We start from the raw sequence: 16,910 nt of genomic DNA, 5'->3' as shown, positions 1-16,910 counted from the left end.
GGCTACGTCTTTCGTCCGGCCAGGATCACTGCGGTCCGGGCGCTGGCCAGGTAGTGGTCGTCGGGGTCGATCAGCACCTCGGCACCGGGTTCGGCGAAGTCCTCACCGGCGGGCAGACATGTGTCGACGACCCGATGCCATGAATGCCCATCGGGCAACTCGGGCAGCACGATCCACGCGTTGTTGTAGTCGGCGTTGAGGATGAAGTACAGCGAGGAGACCGGGTTGTCGGGGTAGGCGTCCTCGGTGTCGAGGCGGTAGCACAGCGTGTGCGCGGCGGGATCCGACCAGTGCGGCGAATTGCCGTCGGGGCCGAACCAGGTGAGTTCGGCGACCATTCCCGCGTCGTTGTCGGCACCGAGCCGATACTTGCGGTGCTGCAGCGCCTTGAATCGACGCGTGAGAGCGATTGCCTTCGAGGCGAACTCGAGGATGTCACGATTGCGCTCGGCCAATGTCCAGTCGAACCAGGAGATCTCGTTGTCCTGGCAGTACGCGTTGTTGTTGCCGCCCTGGGTGCGTAGGAACTCGTCGCCACCGAGCAGCATCGGCGTGCCTGCGGAGAACATGAGCCGACAGAGATGGTTCTTGACAAGCTGATGACGCAACCCGATCACCTGCGGGTCGTCGGTGTCGCCCTCGGCACCACAGTTCCACGAGTTGTTGTCATCGGACCCGTCCCGATTGTCCTCGCCGTTGGCGTCGTTGTGCTTGTGGTCGTAGGAGACGAGGTCGTGCAGCGTGAAGCCGTCGTGGCAGGTGATGAAATTGATGCTGTTGTACGGGGTTCGGCCGTCGTCGGCGTAGAGGTCCGCCGAACCGGTGAGTCGCCGGCCGAGGTCGGGTAGCTGGCCGTCGTCGCCCTTGACGAAGCGGCGCATGGTGTCGCGGAATCTGCCGTTCCATTCCGACCAGTCGACCGGGAAGTTGCCGACCTGATAGGTGCCGGTGTCCCACGGCTCGGCGATGAGGACCGTGTTGGACAACACCGGATCGGCGCTGACGGCTTCGAAGAACGGCGCATGCCCCTCGAAGCTATCGTCGCTGCCAGCGCGGCCGAGGACCGCCGCGAGATCGAACCGGAATCCGTCGACATGCATGTGTTGCACCCAGTACCGCAGCGAGGCGAGCACCATGCCGATCACGGTGGGACTGGAGAAGTCGAGGGTGTTTCCGGTACCGCTGAAGTTCATGTAGTACCGCTTGGGCGCGTCGTCGGCTCCGGTCAGCATGTAGTAGGCGGGATTGTCGATACCGCGAAACGACATGGTGGGGCCCATCTCGTTGCCTTCTCCGGAGTGGTTGAACACAACGTCGAGGATCACTTTGAGGCCGTTGCGATGAAGTTCACGGACAAGGGTTTTGAACTCGTGCACTGCGCTGCCGGGGGTGTCGCCGGACGCGTAGGACGATTCGGGGGCGAAGAACCCGATCGTGTTGTAGCCCCAGTAGTTGATCAGTCCCTTGTCCACCAGGAAGTCGTCGACGTAGTGCTCGTGAATCGGCAGCAGTTCCACCGCGTTGATTCCGAGCCGGGTGAGATGGGGGATCTTCTCGACGAACCCGAGATAGGTTCCCGGAGCGTCCACCCGCGCCGAGGGATGGGCGGTGAATCCCTTCGTGTGCACCTCGTAGATGATGAGTTCCTCGAGCGCCAGTTCCGGGCTGGTGATCCCTTGCCAGTCGAAGGAGTCGTCGTCGATGACGATGGCCTTCGGGACGACCGGGCCCGAATCGCGGTGATCGGGGGAGAGATCGGCATCTCCTTGCTCGGGATCGTAGGCCAGCAGCAGATTGTCGGTGTTGCGGAACTTCCCGGTCACCGCCTTGGCGTACGGGTCGAGGAGTAGTTTCGCGGGGTTGAAACGCAGTCCCGATGCGGGCTCGTACGGGCCGTCGACGCGGTAGCCGTACAGTTGTCCGGCGCCAACCCCTTCGACGTGGACGTGCCAGGTCCCCTCGGTGGGACCGGACAGCTCGATCACGTCGGTCGGCTCGGCGTCGGCGTTCGGATACAGCTCGAGCACCACGCGTGACGCCGTGGCCGAGTGCAGCGCGAAGTTCACCCCGGTGCGGGTCAGTGTTGCGCCCTGCGGCGCGGGCGCCCCCGGGGATGTGGTGTGGGTGGTGTGTGTCCGGTCCAGATCCATCTGCGGCTACTCCTCGAGACGGCGGCGTCGGCGTGTTTCGGCGGCGAGCGGTGAACCGCCGGAGGCAACCACACCATCCTCATCACCGCGACCGTGCCTCGCAACCACAACACGCGTTCTACCCTGCTCGTATGTCTGCGCGCGAGGAGGCGATCGGAAGATGACGTCGGTGGAATCAAGAGATCTCCGGCTTCCGCGATGGGTGGTGGTGTGGTTCGCCGTCACCGCAGCCATCCAGACCTATGACGCCTGCTACGAGCTGCTCGGGTCGATCTCGCACCGGGGTGGGTCGATGGCCTGGCTGTGGCCGGGGCACGTGTTCTACTCCTCCTTCGATCATCGCTATGCCGGGTTCGACGCCTTCGGCAGCGCGCAGAGTTGGGCAAACCTGCTCGAGGTGATCGCCTTGGTGTGGGTGCTCAGTCATGCGCGTCGGTGGTCGGCGGTGATCGTCGGGTTGCTGGTGTCGGTCGCGACGTTCTGGAAGACGGTGATCTACTTCCTGGTGGAAGCGGCGAGCGGACTGGAGATGACCAGGCAATCGCTCGACCGTGGCGACCTCGGCGGGTTCCTCATGGTGGCGGTGCTTCCGAATCTGGTGTGGATCGTGGTGCCGGGCGCCGTGGTCATCACGCTCGGTCGCCAGGTGTACCGCGTTGGCGTCGCAGCGTTGGCGGCCGATGTGCCCGCATCCGACGACCACTCCGGCGATCACAACGCACGCAGGTAGCACAGCATCCGGTGGTCGGCGCCGGGTTCGATGTTCACAAACCCGTGCCGCTCGTAGAAGCGCCGCGCTTCCACGTCGATTTCGTCGACGTTGATGTGCATTTCCAGGGCGCCGCGGGCCGTCACCGCCGCCAGCGCCTCATCGAGCAACGCCGCCCCGACACCCTGGTCACGGAGATCCGGCTGCACGTACAGTTCTTCGAGTTGTGCGATCGAACCCTCACCATAAGGTGTGGGCCGCAACGTGATCAGCGCGAAGCCCACCGCGCCGCACTGCTCGGCGAGCAGCACGACGACGTCGTCGCGGTCGAGCAGGATGCGGAACCGCTCACCGAACTCGGCCGCGGTGGGCGTCGGAGCGTGGAACTCGGTGTTGAAGTCATAGAGCAGTCGCGACACGTCGCCGGCATCGGAGACCCCGGCGCGCCGAATCGTGGGGTCGCCGGGCGTCGCGGGGCGCGTGTCCGAAGACGTGCCCGGGTCGCCGGCGGCAGCGCGCTTGTCGAAACTCACGCTGATCTTCTCGAAGCCTTTGCTGCGCTGCGCCCGCGCCTGCGCTGTGTAGGCCGCCTTGTCGCCGGCGGTCAGCACCACGTTGTCGGTGAACGGGGTCAGCAGTGACCGCGGATAGAGCTTGTCGACACGCACCACGTTCAGCTCGAGGCACACCACGATCAGCACCGACGCGAGGTAGAGGAACGCGAGCAGACCGAGCACCACCGCGAACACCCCGTAGGTTTCACTGGCCCTGCCGATGACGCGTTCGACGTAGATGGACCCGAACTTCTGCAGCGCCTGCCATCCGATGCCGGCGACGATCGCCCCGGGCAGCACGTCACGCAGCCCGACGGCGCGTGCGGTGCCGAGGCGGAACGCGGTCGCGAAGACGGCGGTGTTGAGCAGTACCGATCCGGCCAGCGTCAGCCAGTGGCTCAGGGAGCCCAGTTCGATGGCGGCCCCGATCCCGTTGAGGACGGTGAGGGCGATGATCGCGACGCCGACCGTCGACAGCAGCATCGCACCCTTGATCCGGACCTGGATGGGGTTCGGTCGGCTGTTACGTGGCACCGTCCATGCGATGTTCATCGCGTTCTGCGCCGCGACCGCGATTCCCAGTCCGCCGTAGACGGCGGTGACCACGCCGATGGCAACCGCCACGCCACTGCCCGACAGCTTGCCGGATTCTCCCAATTGCGATCCGATGACGGGAATCTGGGAGAGCGCGGAGTCGATGATGCGCGCTTGGAGTTCGGGATTGTCGTGCAGCACGAAACCGAGCACCGAGGTGAACACCAGCAGCAGCGGAAACAGCGACACAAACCCGTAGTAGGTCATCAGTGCGGCCAGATAACCGCCCTGGTCGTCGAAGAACTTGTACGCGACGGCCAGGGGGTAGCCCGAACGGGGATGCCGACGCTGGAAGCCGTCGATGCGTTCGGTGAGCGACACCCGTGAGTGTATCGCGCCGCTGCCTGATCGGCCCGATCAGCACCTTCTCATGCGGCCTCGACCACCTCGTCGAAGGCGTGTGGTCTCACCGCCCGTGGGGCAGTCAACGCCGCCAGGCGCACCGGACGATACTGCGGATCGGACTCCATTCGCACGGCGACCGAATTGGCGATCGTCGCGCCTACCGGGATGGTGCGGGTGACCGGCGGACCCCAGTAGGGTCGCCACGACCGGCGCATTGCGGCCAACGCACTGCTCTTCGGAAGGAGAAGTCGATTGGTTGTTGCGTCCGTGTTCAATTCGATTCGGTGCCGACCGGCCCGCTCCAGCATCCATGCCAGGGTGATGTCGGAAAGTGAAGGCGCGGTGGCCGTTCCGCCGCCGCCCACGTCGCAGTGGACACCGGCGAACCACACTTGTTCGATGATCTGTCCGGGTGCCGGGGAATCCCACAGCGACGGCTGGAACTGTCGGCGGCGCTCATCGATGGCCAGCGCGTGATAACCGGCCCGGACGTCACGATGCAGCGCGGTGTCGAGAAATCCGTACCGCTGTTGATCCTGATGTCCGAACAGTGCACCGGGGACGCCGAGCGTACCGACGGTGTCCCACACCCCGATCATCTCGATGTGGGCGTCGACGAATCCCGCCGGCCGGTCGACCCAGGACGACGCTCCGTCGCGACGGCGATAGGCACGGAATGCTGCGTCGACGTCGTCTGATGTGGGGGCGTCGGCGGGAAGTCCGCAGTAGGCGATCATGCCGGCGAGACTGCGCGCGGTGTAGGCGCCGCGACTGAACCCGAACAGATATACCGTGTCGCCGGGCACGTAACTGGTGGCGATGCGGTCATATCCCCGGCGTACGTTGTCGATCAGGCCGTCGCCGAAGGCCCCGCCGGTGAGCCGCCGCAGCATCCCACCGGTGCGTCCGACGCCCTGGTCGTAGAACGTCAGTTGCGTCTGCGACCGTGCGAGGACCGAGTAGAGCCGCGAGACGTTGGTGTGGGTCGCGGGACCGTTCCATGTTCCGTCTGCGCAGTAGATGAGCTTCTTGGGCATCGGTGCCCCCTGGTGTGAGTGTGCGGGCTGATGGCAGTGACGCTAGGCACGGGTGCTCTCGAACTGTGGCGTAGCGCGCTACCTGTCTTTCGTCGCGACCGGCCGAAACCGTGCTGATCGGTACCTGTCCCGCCGACCGGCCCTCGCCGGGTGCGCCCGAGTCGGGGTATCTCGCGGTGCGGGTCGTCAGTTCACCGGGACGTCGATGATCGGGCGACGCACGCCGGCCCCGGCGCCGTCGAAGTGCCACCACTCGCCGGAGTACGCCGACAATCCTCCCGATGCCATGGCAGTGCGCAGTCGCGCACGGTTGCGCTGCGCGGTGGGTGACACCCCATCGACCGCGAATGCGGTTGCGGCGGGGGAGAAGTCGTCGAAGTCGGTCCCCATGTCGACCAGGCAGTGGTCACCGATTCGGTGGGGCGCCGGGCATGTGGGGTTGCGGGTGGCGAGGCTGACGTCGACCGACCGGCCCGATTCGTGGCTACGCGAGTAGGGCCCCGGCGCCGCCACCCACGCCGGATCGGGCACCTTCTGATACATCCGCACCTGCACCGAATGCGGCCGGTAGCAGTCCCAGAACACCAGGGTGTCGCCGGTGGTGCGCAACTGACGTGCGGCCGTGCGCAGTCCGGCGGTCATCGACTCGTGGACGAGGCATCGGGCATCGACGGGGTAGAGCCGTACCCCGACAAAACTGTGCGGCGTGGCATACCGCAAGTCGACGAGGGCGTCGGGCACCACCGTCCGGATGTCGACGAACCCCTCGGCTCGGGCAGCGGGCGACACCGGGGCGATGGCCTCCCGGGATACCGGGCTCGCAGTGGGAAGGTCCGACGACGCCTCCGACGGCGTCGCCTGCGACGGACTCCCCGTCGCGCAGCCGACGGTCAGTGCCGCACCGACGATGGCCGCCGCGATCAGCGGGGAGGGAGGTCGTCGCATGTGTCGTGTCTACGCCCCCACGTGCCGGTCGGCAATCTCGAGGGCCTGATCCAGGATAGCCATGCCCTCGCGGACCTCGTCGTCGGTGACCGTGCACGGCGGCACGACGTGGATGCGGTTGAAATTGGCGAACGGCAGCAGGCCGGCGGATGTGCACGCGCCGATCACCTCCGTCATCGCGGGGCTACTCGACCCGTACGGGGCCAGCGGCGCCTTCGTGACCGGGTCGGAGACGAGTTCGATCGCCCAGAACACGCCGACACCCCGCACGTCGCCGACACTGGGGTGCGCATCGGCGAGGCGGTGCAGTTCCGGTCCGATGACCTCCCTGCCGACCCGCGCCGCGTTCTCCACGATGCGCTCGTCCTCCATCGCCCGGATGGTGGCCACCGCGGCAGCGGTCGCCAGCGGATGCCCGGAGTAGGTGAGTCCGCCGGGATACGCGCGGTGCGCGAACGTCTCGGCGATCGCCTCGTTGATGGCCACGCCGCCGAGCGGCACGTATCCGGAGTTGACGCCCTTGGCGAAGGTGACCAGATCCGGCGTGACATCGAAGAGGTCGACGGCGAACCACTCTCCGGTGCGGCCGAATCCCGCCATCACCTCGTCGGCGATGTACACGATGCCGTAGCGGTCGCACAGGTCCCGCACGCCCTGCAGGTAACCGCGCGGGGGCACCATGATGCCCGCGGTACCCGGGATCGTTTCCAGGATGATCGCGGCGATGGTCGACGGTCCCTCCATTCGGATCACCTCGTCGAGGTGATCGAGGGCGCGCGCACACTCCTGCTCGTCGGTCTCGGCGAAGAAGCGGGACCGGTAGCGGAACGGCCCGAAGAAGTGGACCACACCGCTGTTTCCGTGATCGTTGGGCCAGCGCCGCGGATCTCCGGTCAGGTTGATCGCCGTCTCGGTGCCGCCGTGGTAAGAGCGGTACCTCGAGAGCACCTTGTAGCGTCCGGTGTGCAGCCGCGCCATGCGTACCGCGTGTTCCACCGCGTCGGCACCGCCGTTGGTGAAGAACACCTTGTCGAGTCCGGACGGTGTGTGGCCGGTGATCAGGCGGGCCGCCTCCGACCGGGCGGCGTTGACGTGTTGCGGCGCAACGGTACACAGCTTCGCGGCCTGGCCGGCGATCGCCGACACGACCTTCGGGTGCTGGTGGCCGATGTTGGTGTTCACCAGCTGAGAGGAGAAGTCCAGCAATCGTTTTCCATCGCCGTCCCACACGTAGGAACCCTGCGATGCGGTGACGGTCATCGGCGCGATCTCGGCCTGCGCCGACCACGAATGGAAGACGTGGGCGCGGTCGAGTTCGTACGCGCGGGCCGCCTCCGCGCGCGCCCCGGCGTCGGTGAGGCCGTTGGGAAGGGTGTGGCGGTCAACCGTGGCTGTCACGATGGTGTGGTCACCTCTCGTCTCGTGGGAATGAATCAGGCGTTCCGCCCTGATCAGATGTTCTGCGGGAAGCCGAGATTGAGGCCGCCGTGTGAGGGATCGAGCCAGCGCGTGGTGATCGCCTTGGCGCGCGTGAAGAAGTGCACGCCCTCGGTGCCGTGGGCGTGGGTGTCACCGAACAGGGAGGCCTTCCATCCACCAAAGCTGTAGTAGGCCATGGGAACCGGGATCGGAACGTTGATGCCCACCATGCCCACCTCGACCTCGTTGGCGAACCGCCGGGCGGCACCCCCGTCGTTGGTGAAGATCGCGGTGCCGTTGCCGAAGGGGTTGTTGTTGATCAGTTCGAGCGCTTCGTCGTAGGAGTCCACCCGCACCACCGACAGCACCGGTCCGAAGATCTCGTCGGTGTAGATGCTCATGTCGGTGCTGACATGATCGAACAGGGTGGGGCCGAGCCAGAATCCGTCGGCACCACCATCTGCTTCCACGCCTCGACCGTCGAGAACGATGGTGGCCCCGTCCTTTTCGCCGGCATCGACATAGGAGGCGACCTTGTCGCGGTGTGCCGCGGTGACCAGCGGGCCCATGTCGGCGTCGCGTGTGCCGTCGCCGGTGCGGATGGTCGACGCCCGCTCGGCGATCTTGGCGACGAGTTCATCGGCGATGTCACCGACGGCGACGGCGACCGAGATCGCCATGCATCGTTCGCCCGCCGAACCGAAGCCGGCGTTGACCATGGCGTCGGCGGCCAGATCGAGGTCGGCGTCGGGAAGGATGATCGCGTGGTTCTTGGCGCCGCCGAGGGCCTGGACCCGTTTGCCGGCCGCGGTGCCGGTGGCGTAGACGTACTGGGCGATCGGCGTGGACCCGACGAAGCTGATGGACTTGATACTGGGGTTGGTGAGCAGTTCGTCGACGGCGGTCTTGTCTCCCTGGAGCACATTGAACACACCGTCGGGGAGTCCGGCGTCGCGCCACAGTTCGGCCAGCCACAGCGAGGCGGACGGATCCTTTTCCGAAGGCTTGACCACCACGGTGTTGCCCGCGGCGATGGCGATGGGGAAGAACCACATCGGCACCATCGCCGGGAAGTTGAACGGCGAGATGATGCCGACCGGTCCCAGCGGTTGGCGCACCGAGTGCACGTCGACCTTGGTCGATGCGTTCTCGCTGAAACCGCCCTTGAGCAGGTGGGGAATCCCGCAGGCGAACTCGGCCACCTCCTGTCCGCGCGAGATCTCACCGAGCGCATCGGATGTCACCTTGCCGTGCTCGGCGGTGATGATGGCGGCGAGTTCGTCCTTGCGGGCGTTGAGCAGTTCGCGGAATCCGAACATGATTTCGGTGCGCTTGGCCAGACTTGTGTCGCGCCAGGCCGGGAAGGCTGCGGCGGCGGCGGCGATCACCGCTCGCGCATCCTCCACGCCGGCGAGGGCGACCTGCCCGGTCACCACGCCGGTGGCCGGGTTCGTCACCGGGGCGGTGGCGGTCGATGTGCCGGGAAATGCTTTGTTGTTGGCCCAGTGACAGATCGTGGCTGACATGCGGCACCCTTTCGTTCGACGCTCGTGACCCGCGGTGTTTCCTCCAGTGTCGGGCTCGGCGGACACCGAACAGCGTGACGTTCTGTAACCAATGAGGCGACTGGAATTACACTCTGTAAATGCCGATCACCGTGGCGGATGCCGTCTCGCTGCCCGAACTGCAACGGGGTGACCCCGAGATACTGAGCGACCGCCGCTTCGACGAGGAGATCCGGTGGGTGCACATCGGGGACGTGCCCGACCTGACCGGGCTGCTCCAAGGTGGGGAACTGGTGCTCACCACCGGCGCGGCACTGGCGAACTGGCCGCAGCGCTATCTGGAGGGTCTCGCGGAATCCGGTGCGGTGGGGGTGGTGGTGGAGTTGGGCACCATGCTGCCGAGGCTTCCACCCGCGGTCGCCCGCATCGCACGCGCACAGGACCTCGCGCTGGTCGTGCTGCATCGCACGGTGCGGTTCGTCGAGGTCACCGAAGCGGTACACCGCCGCATCGTCGCCGAGCAGTACGACGCCGTCGAGTTCGACCGGCGCGCGCACGAGACCTTCACCGACCTGAGCATGAAACGCGCCTCCGTCGCAGCCATCGTTGACGCCGCATCCCGCATGCTCGACGAGCCCGTGGTCCTCGAAGACCTCGCACATCGCGTTCTCGCCGTGGCGGCGTCCGGGCAGAGCGACACCGCGTCGGTGTTGACCGACTGGGAGCGTCGCTCCCGACGGGTGGCCGGCGCGACCGGTGTCGCCGAGCGCTGGCTCTCGACCACGGTCGGTCCGAGCGGGGAGTCCTGGGGCCGGCTGATCATTCCGCGCACGCCGTCGTCTGCCGGCCGCGCACGCACGGTCCTCGAACGCGCCGCCGTGGCCCTGGCTCTGCATCGGATGATCGAACGAGACCGGACAGGCCTGCAACAGCGCGCCCAGAGCGGGCTGCTCGACGACGTCCTCGAGGGCCGCATCACCGCCGAACGCGACATCTCCGCCCGCGCGCACGCGCTGGGTCTGCGTCACGCCGAAGCGTATGTGCCCCTGGCGATCCGGATCGGCAGTACTCGACCGGACACCGATCCCATCGACGCTCAGCGGCGCCATTCCGCCGACCTGGAGGCCATTGCCCACGGCGTGCACGCCGCCGGGCACAGCGCCCTGTTCACGAGCCGCTCCAATGGCGACATCGGCGCGATCGCCGCGGTCTCCGCGACCACCCCGACAACCGGGGACCCACTCCTCGGAGTCGCCGAATCGATTCGTGCTGCCGCACACCGCATCGACGATGCGGCCGACTGCGTGGTCGCGGCGGGCACGCCGCGTGGGCACGTGGCCGACGCCATCCTCGGTCTCGACGATGCGGCCCACGTCGCCGAGGTGGCCACCGCGATGAGCGGCCCCCGCCGTTCGCTCTATCGCGCCGCCGATGTCCGACTCCGCGGATTGATCGCCGTGCTCAAGGATGATCCACGTGTTCAGGCCTTCGCCGAAACCGAGCTCCGGCCGGTACTGGCCGGGACTCCCGATTCGCTCGACCTTCTCCGGGAATACCTTCGTGTGCAAGGAAACAAGGCGGCGCTCGCGCAGCGGCTGCACATCAGCCGGCCGGCACTGTACAAACGGTTGCGCGCGTTGGAGGCGACGCTGGGGGCCGACCTCGGCGACGGCGAATCGATGCTGTCACTGCACGTGGCCGTGCTGATCCACGATGTGCGATCCGGACACTCATATCGAACGTATGAGCGATAGACTCGACGCATGGAGATGCGGGCGATCGGCGGCGACAGTGGACGGCCGGGCAACGCATCGGCTTTCCATCACGTCGGACACCGGGCGGTGCTGATCGACCTGGCCGCCCTGTTTCCGACGCCACCGCATTTCGAGGGTCGCTATCAACCCGACGGATTGCAGATCCGTTCGGTACATCTGGGAGTTCTGACGGCGTGGTCCATGGACGATTGGGGCTGCTGGTTCGGGCGGGTCACCTACACCGTGAAGACCACCAGCCGCGAGGAGCAGGTCACGCATTGGGTTCCGGCATGGGCATTGCGCCCGGCACCGCACGGGGGCAGCAGCACCACCGGGTGAGTCGGATCAATGACGCATGATTTCGGCGATCCTCTTGCCTTCCATCCACCGTTGCTCGACGGGCCTTCTGGCGCCGGCCTCGATCAGAGTCGGATACGACGTCAGGTCGGTGAATTGCAGTCGGCCGGTTTGGAACCCGATCATCGCGCTGGCACGGCCACCGGATTCCAGTTGCTCGGAGAGGAACTCGACGCAGCGTGCGGTCATGCTGGTGGCGTGGATGCGGTCGAACGGTGAGGGATCTCCGCCCTCCTGCAGATGGCCGAGAACCGCTTGTCGGGCGTCGAACAGTTCTCCGCCCTCCTTCTCGAACAACGACGTGATGAACCAGGTGTTGTACACGGGGTCGGCGCCTTCGCTGAGGATGATCAGGCCCAGTCTTCTGCCGGACCGGAAGCGGTCGGCCATGTTGTGAATGTCGGTGGTCAGGTCGTCGATGGTGATGCCGTCCTCGGGCATGTAGATCCGTTCGGCACCCGAGGAGATTCCCGAGAGCAACGCGAGGTATCCGCAGTTGCGCCCCATCACCTCCACCACCACCACCCGCCGGGTGGCCACCGCGGATTGTCGGATCTTGTCGACGTCGGAGACGATGCTGTTGAGCGCCGTGTCGCTGCCAATGCTCAGTTCGGTCCCGGGCACGTCGTTGTTGATGGTCATCGGTAGGCACACGATCGGAATGTCGAGTGCCGAGAATCGTTCTCGATGCCTGTGCAGTTCGTAGGCGGCCTCGTACCCTGCCCATCCGCCGGCCATCAGCAGACCGTCGATGCGGTGGGCAGCGAGCTGTTCGGCGATCTGCGCGATCGCCTCGCCGGACGGGACGTACCGATCGGTGCCGATTTCGGCACCACCGTCCGACACCCAGCCGCTGACGTCCATCCAGTCCATCTCCTGGATCTGGCCTCGGCGAAGTCCACGGAAACCGTTCTTCACCGCCACCACGGTGTAGCCACGGTCCAGACCCAGGCGAACGGCTGCGCGCACCGCGGTGTTCATGCCCGGTGCCGGGCCACCGGCGTGCACGATCGCGAGTCGGAATCGGCGCCGACCGTGCGGTGTCGGGCGCGCGGCGGCCTGCTGGACCGTCTGGAGAATGCGGTGGGAATGGCGAAAACTGCCGCCACGCAACAGCATCGCACCCTCGTAATCATGATTCTTGATGCGGTCGGCGACGGCACGGGTCTGCTCGACGCATTCCATCAGGGGCGAGGTGACCACGCGGTTCCCACGCAGACCCACCAACTGGGCCGGCGCTTCGGGATCGTCGGTGAGCAGGCGTTCCACCGCGGCGTTGCCCATCAGCGTCGCCAGGTAGCGATCGAACGCACTCGGCGGGCCGCCGCGCTGGACGTGGCCCAAGGTGGTGATCCTGGTGTCCTCACCGAGTTCGTCTTCGAGGAGTTTCTTGATCTGCTCGGCGGTGATCGGGTTGCCGTGACAGTCGTGGGCGCCCTCGGCGACCACCACCACCGATTGGCGCCGGCCGATGAGACGACCGGTTCGTATGTCGTGGCACATCCGGTCTTGCCAACCGTCCTCGGGGGGCTGCTCGGGAATCAGCACCCAGTTGGCTGCGGTGGCCAGTGACGACATCAGCGCGAGGTAGCCACAGTTGCGTCCCATCACTTCCACCACGAATGAACGCTGGTGGCTCGACGCGGTGCTGCGCAGCGCGTCCATCGCCTCGACGATCCGATGCAACGCGGTGTCGGCGCCGATGGTCATGTCGGTGCCCGACATGTCGTTGTCGATCGAGCCGACGATGCCCGCCAAGCGGAGGAACGGGTGAGCCTGCGCGACGTCGGGGGCGACCTCGCCGGCATCGACCAACTCGGCGAGCAGTTCGGGCCATTCGGCCCGGAACATGTTCGCGCCGGTGAGACTGCCATCTCCGCCGATCACCACCAGGGCGTCGATGCCACGCTCGAGCATGTGCCGGGCGGCCGCGCGGCGGCCCTCCCGGGTGCGGAACTCCTTTGAGCGAGCGGTACCGATGTCGGTGCCACCTTTATGGAGGGTGCCGTCGGTGTCGGAGATGGACATCCGTTTGATGAGATCGCCGCCCTCGACGAGACCCTGGTAGCCCTCGTGGATCGCGTACGCGTCGAGGCCATGATGCAGCGCGGTGCGGATTACCGCACGGACTGCGGGATTCATTCCCGATGCGTCGCCACCGCTGGTCAGTACGCCGATACTGGTGGGCGCTGCGTGCTGCTCAACCATGACGGTGATCCGATGAGGTCCCGCCACTGGATGGGTACGTGGTTGTCATCGGTACCTCGCGCTTCTCGTTCGGCAGAACCCGTCTGCCAGGTTCCCTGGCTACGAGGATTACGATCCCCGGGCACCTGCGCAACCGGTACGCAGATACCCGTGGTCATCGACCGCGGCATCGGACGCGCCCCACGTGGTGTGGCTGAACACTCGGCAAACTCTTGCCGACAACACACGTCAACTACGGAAGGGACGCAACGCTTCTGCTAGAGCGGCGATTTCATCCAGCTGCGCGGCCAGCACAGCGCTCTGTTGGTCGCTGGGTTCGAAGACGCCGTCGTCGGTCAGCTGCTTCTGCGGAAAGTTGATCTCGACGTTGCCGCGTGTGAGCACCAGCCCGAGCGCGGTCACCACCACCCGCAGCGCCACCTGGGCGCGTGTGCCGCCGGAAATCCCGCCCCAGTTCACGAATCCGACCGGTTTGCGAATCCACTCGTTGTGCAAGTAGTCCAGGGCGTTCTTGATCGCGGGGGAGTAGCTGTAGTTGTACTCGGGGAACACGAAGAGAAAGCCGTCGGCCGAGTCCACACGCGCACTCCATGCCTTGGTGTGGTCGTGCACATAACTCTTGAGGCGCGGATGGTTGGGTTCGTCCATGAACGGCAGGGCCAGTTCGGCGAGGTCGACAAAGTCGACGTCGAATCTGTCGTCGGCTTCGGCCGCGTTGTTCACCCATTCCGAGATGGGCAATCCGATACGTCCTTCGCGGACGCTGCCGAGGATGATCATGAGCTTGACGGTCACAGCGGCTCCCAGGGTGGTTTGGGCATGCAAGTTCACACGCTATCCCGACAGAGCGCGTCACGCTCTCACGGCACGGCAGCGATGCACAGCCGAGACCCCGGCTCGACCCTCCCGCTGCGCCATTTCCTTCTCGCGCATGGAATTACCGACGCGGGAAGGAAATGGCGACGCGGGACGCCGACATCGCCCGTTAGAGATGTGGTTTGGGCATGCAAGTTCACACGCTATCCCGACAGAGCGGGTCACGCTTTCACGGCACGGTAGCGATGCGGTCCGCTTCGATCGTCAGGATCAGTCGGGTCTGCTCCCGACCGCCGTACCACGCGTACGGTTTGCCGGTGTACTTGTGGGCCAACGCGTTGATCGAGTCGACTCCACCGTCGCTGGTCATCTCGACCACCCGGCCACGGATCTGAGTGAACAGCGCCGGTGTGCCGGGATCGGAGACCGCGACGGCCACCCGACGGTCGGCCACCACAGCCGAGACCCCGGCTCGACCCTCCCGCTGCGCCATTTCCTTCTCGCGCATGGAATTACCGACGCGGGAAGGAAATGGCGTCGCGGGACGCCGATATCGCCCGGTAGAGGTGGCTCCTGTGATGCGCACTGACAGCAGGAGCCGCTCGACGATAGCGCTCGACGCCGGCGGTGCGGCGCCCTACCGGCTGCCACATGACGGATGATTGTGTCGCGAATCGCTTGAGTGCTGTCATGGCCCGTGGGCGGTCCGCCTCCGGTGCAGTTCTCGACGCCACTACGCTTTGCCACATGGGCCTGCTACTGAACCCCGCCACCGACGACTACTCACGGTTCGACGCCGAGACACGCAGGTTGCTGCGCGCGACGATCGACTTCTTCGAGTCCTACGGGAAGCAGCGCCTGCTGCAGGCCGACCTGAACGCCGAGTGGGTCACCGACTTCCTCGAGTTCGAGAAGAAGGAGAAACTGTTCGCGACATTTCTCACGCCGGCCACCTATGCCGACGGTGACGACAACCGTCGCTGGGACGGGTCTCGCAATGCCGCGCTCAGCGAGATCCTCGGCTTCTACGGCCTGTCCTACTGGTACGCCGAGCAGGTGACCATCCTCGGCCTCGGGCCGATCTGGATGTCGGACAACAAAGTCGCGAAGACCAAAGCGGCACAGCGGCTTCTCGACGGAGAAGTGATGGCCTTCGGATTGTCCGAACGGTCGCATGGCGCGGATGTGTACAGCACCGACATGGTGCTCACGGGCGATGGCGCAGGCGGTTTCACCGCGTCGGGCACCAAGTACTACATCGGTAACGGCAACGTGGCGGGCATGGTGTCGGTGTTCGGCCGCCGCGCCGACATCGAGGGGCCGGACGGTTACGTGTTCTTCGCCGTCGACTCTCGGCACGAGAACTACCGCCTCATCGACAACGTGGTGCACGGGCAGATGTTCGTGTCGACCTTCGCCCTCGACAACTATCCGGTCGGTGCCGACGACATCCTGCACACCGGCCCCGAGGCCTTTTCCGCCGCGCTCAACACCGTTAACGTCGGCAAGTTCAACCTGTGCCACGGGTCGATCGGCATGTGCACGCATTCGCTGTTCGAGGCGATCACCCACGCCAACAACAGAATTCTGTACGGCAAACCGATCACCGACTTTTCGCACGTGCAGGGCAATTTTGTCGACGCGTATGCGCGGTTGTCGGCGATGAAGCTGTTCAGCGACCGCGCCGTCGACTACTTCCGGTCGGCGAGCCTCGACGACCGGCGCTACCTGCTGTTCAACCCGGTCACGAAATCGAAGGTGACCTCCGAAGGTGAGACGGTGATGACGCTGCTGCTCGACGTCGTCGCGGCCAAGGGATACGAGAAGAACACCTACTTCCATCAGGCCAACCGATTCATCGGCTGGTTACCGCGGCTGGAGGGGACGGTGCACGTCAACGTCGGCCAGATCCTGAAGTTCATGCCGAACTACCTGTTCGGGCCGGTCGACTACCCGGAGATCGGGACTCGACTCGACGCCACCGATGACACGTTCTTCTTCGCACAGGGGCCCGTCGGCGGCGCAGGTAAAGTCCGCTTTGCCGACTGGACGACGCCGTATGAAGCTCGCACCGATGTGCCGAACGTCGGGGTGTTCTACGAGCAGGCGAAAGCCCTGCAAACGCTGTTGCAGACTGCGGCACCGAGCGCGGAGCAGCAGAAGGACTTGGACTTCGTCCTGACCGTCGGACATCTGTTCTCGCTGGTCGTCTACGGGCAGTTGATCCTCGAACAGGCCGCGATCACCGGACTCGACTCCGATCTCCTCAACCGGATCTTCGATTTCCAGATCCGCGACTTCTCCGGCTACGCCGTGTCGCTGTACGGCAAGCCGACGGCCACGCCGGAGCAGCAGTCATGGGCACTCGGCGCCGTTCGACGGCCAGTCGCCGATGCCGACTCGTTCGACCGCGTCTGGCAGCAGGTCAAAGGGCTCGACGGCGCATATGTGATGCCGGGCTGAGGACGTATGCCGAGCGATCCGCCACGACCGGCGATCCATCTCCGTGTCTACAAT

General features: G+C 65.8%; 13 protein-coding genes and 1 pseudogene. 4 read left to right on the top strand and 10 right to left on the bottom strand.

Annotated elements, in window-relative coordinates:
* Positions 1-2: 2 nt before the first annotated feature.
* A complete protein-coding gene (glgX, locus tag ACWDSI_RS08620) occupies positions 3-2,150 on the bottom strand; it encodes a glycogen debranching protein GlgX (protein ID WP_449756293.1) in 2,148 nt (715 codons plus the stop codon).
* Between the two features lie 160 nt (positions 2,151-2,310).
* Here glgX and ACWDSI_RS08615 point away from each other — a divergent pair, with 160 nt between their 5' ends.
* On the top strand, positions 2,311-2,880 hold the full coding sequence (locus tag ACWDSI_RS08615) for a hypothetical protein (protein ID WP_449756292.1): 570 nt from the start codon (positions 2,311-2,313) through the stop codon (positions 2,878-2,880).
* Here ACWDSI_RS08615 and ACWDSI_RS08610 read toward each other — a convergent pair.
* From ACWDSI_RS08610 to ACWDSI_RS08585, 6 genes and pseudogenes are all read right to left on the bottom strand, one after another.
* On the bottom strand, positions 2,862-3,311 hold the full coding sequence (locus ACWDSI_RS08610) for a GNAT family N-acetyltransferase (RefSeq protein ID WP_449756337.1): 450 nt from the start codon (positions 3,309-3,311) through the stop codon (positions 2,862-2,864). The two genes, ACWDSI_RS08615 and ACWDSI_RS08610, sit on opposite strands and share 19 nt — an antisense overlap.
* A 30-nt stretch (positions 3,312-3,341) precedes the next feature.
* Positions 3,342-4,328: pseudogene (locus tag ACWDSI_RS08605) on the bottom strand (YihY/virulence factor BrkB family protein); the annotation flags it as partial.
* A 47-nt stretch (positions 4,329-4,375) separates the two neighbouring features.
* Positions 4,376-5,389, bottom strand: coding sequence for a DUF2235 domain-containing protein (locus tag ACWDSI_RS08600; protein WP_449756291.1), 1,014 nt, complete (start codon positions 5,387-5,389; stop codon positions 4,376-4,378).
* 186 nt (positions 5,390-5,575) lie between these two features.
* Complete coding sequence (locus ACWDSI_RS08595; RefSeq protein WP_449746260.1) at positions 5,576-6,334, bottom strand: M15 family metallopeptidase; 759 nt, start codon at positions 6,332-6,334, stop codon at positions 5,576-5,578.
* 9 nt (positions 6,335-6,343) lie between these two features.
* Positions 6,344-7,732, bottom strand: a complete 1,389-nt coding sequence (locus ACWDSI_RS08590) for an aminotransferase class III-fold pyridoxal phosphate-dependent enzyme (protein WP_449756290.1) — start codon at positions 7,730-7,732, stop codon at positions 6,344-6,346.
* Positions 7,733-7,785: 53 nt separating this feature from the next.
* A complete protein-coding gene (locus ACWDSI_RS08585) occupies positions 7,786-9,279 on the bottom strand; it encodes a CoA-acylating methylmalonate-semialdehyde dehydrogenase (protein WP_449756289.1) in 1,494 nt (497 codons plus the stop codon).
* Positions 9,280-9,398: 119 nt separating this feature from the next.
* On the opposite strand from ACWDSI_RS08585, the gene ACWDSI_RS08580 reads away from it, so the two are divergent.
* Positions 9,399-11,012 (top strand): PucR family transcriptional regulator, encoded by a 1,614-nt coding sequence (locus ACWDSI_RS08580; RefSeq protein WP_449756288.1) that lies wholly within the window; start codon positions 9,399-9,401, stop codon positions 11,010-11,012.
* A 15-nt stretch (positions 11,013-11,027) separates the two neighbouring features.
* Positions 11,028-11,351: a hypothetical protein gene (locus ACWDSI_RS08575; protein ID WP_449746499.1), complete on the top strand. Its 324-nt coding sequence runs from the start codon at positions 11,028-11,030 to the stop codon at positions 11,349-11,351.
* Between the two features lie 6 nt (positions 11,352-11,357).
* Here the strand turns inward: ACWDSI_RS08575 and ACWDSI_RS08570 are convergent, their stop codons facing one another.
* The 3 genes from ACWDSI_RS08570 to ACWDSI_RS08560 all read right to left on the bottom strand — a co-directional run bounded on the left by ACWDSI_RS08570 (position 11,358) and on the right by ACWDSI_RS08560 (position 14,901).
* Positions 11,358-13,577: a 6-phosphofructokinase gene (locus ACWDSI_RS08570; protein ID WP_449756287.1), complete on the bottom strand. Its 2,220-nt coding sequence runs from the start codon at positions 13,575-13,577 to the stop codon at positions 11,358-11,360.
* Positions 13,578-13,805: 228 nt separating this feature from the next.
* Positions 13,806-14,372 carry an NADPH-dependent FMN reductase gene (locus ACWDSI_RS08565; RefSeq protein WP_449756286.1) on the bottom strand — a complete coding sequence of 189 codons (567 nt, stop codon included), beginning with the start codon at positions 14,370-14,372 and terminating at the stop codon, positions 13,806-13,808.
* Positions 14,373-14,622: 250 nt separating this feature from the next.
* Positions 14,623-14,901: a hypothetical protein gene (locus ACWDSI_RS08560; protein WP_449756285.1), complete on the bottom strand. Its 279-nt coding sequence runs from the start codon at positions 14,899-14,901 to the stop codon at positions 14,623-14,625.
* Positions 14,902-15,140: 239 nt separating this feature from the next.
* Between ACWDSI_RS08560 and ACWDSI_RS08555 the strand changes: the two genes are divergently transcribed.
* Positions 15,141-16,856 (top strand): acyl-CoA dehydrogenase family protein, encoded by a 1,716-nt coding sequence (locus tag ACWDSI_RS08555; RefSeq protein WP_449756284.1) that lies wholly within the window; start codon positions 15,141-15,143, stop codon positions 16,854-16,856.
* Positions 16,857-16,910 lie beyond the last annotated feature (54 nt).

It is taken from the genome of Gordonia sp. NPDC003429, assembly GCF_053588575.1.
Note: the sequence above shows the minus strand (reverse complement) of the source record. Positions and strands in the feature narration are given on the sequence as shown.

Excerpts from the sequence above, each read along its gene's own strand:
- glgX (WP_449756293.1), bottom strand. The coding sequence starts at position 2,150 with ATGGATCTGGACCGGACACACACCACCCACACCACATCCCCGGGGGCG.
- ACWDSI_RS08615 (WP_449756292.1), top strand. The coding sequence starts at position 2,311 with ATGACGTCGGTGGAATCAAGAGATCTCCGGCTTCCGCGATGGGTGGTG.
- ACWDSI_RS08600 (WP_449756291.1), bottom strand. The coding sequence starts at position 5,389 with ATGCCCAAGAAGCTCATCTACTGCGCAGACGGAACATGGAACGGTCCC.
- ACWDSI_RS08595 (WP_449746260.1), bottom strand. The coding sequence starts at position 6,334 with ATGCGACGACCTCCCTCCCCGCTGATCGCGGCGGCCATCGTCGGTGCG.
- ACWDSI_RS08585 (WP_449756289.1), bottom strand. The coding sequence starts at position 9,279 with ATGTCAGCCACGATCTGTCACTGGGCCAACAACAAAGCATTTCCCGGC.
- ACWDSI_RS08580 (WP_449756288.1), top strand. The coding sequence starts at position 9,399 with ATGCCGATCACCGTGGCGGATGCCGTCTCGCTGCCCGAACTGCAACGG.
- ACWDSI_RS08575 (WP_449746499.1), top strand. The coding sequence starts at position 11,028 with ATGCGGGCGATCGGCGGCGACAGTGGACGGCCGGGCAACGCATCGGCT.
- ACWDSI_RS08570 (WP_449756287.1), bottom strand. The coding sequence starts at position 13,577 with ATGGTTGAGCAGCACGCAGCGCCCACCAGTATCGGCGTACTGACCAGC.
- ACWDSI_RS08560 (WP_449756285.1), bottom strand. The coding sequence starts at position 14,901 with ATGCGCGAGAAGGAAATGGCGCAGCGGGAGGGTCGAGCCGGGGTCTCG.
- ACWDSI_RS08555 (WP_449756284.1), top strand. The coding sequence starts at position 15,141 with ATGGGCCTGCTACTGAACCCCGCCACCGACGACTACTCACGGTTCGAC.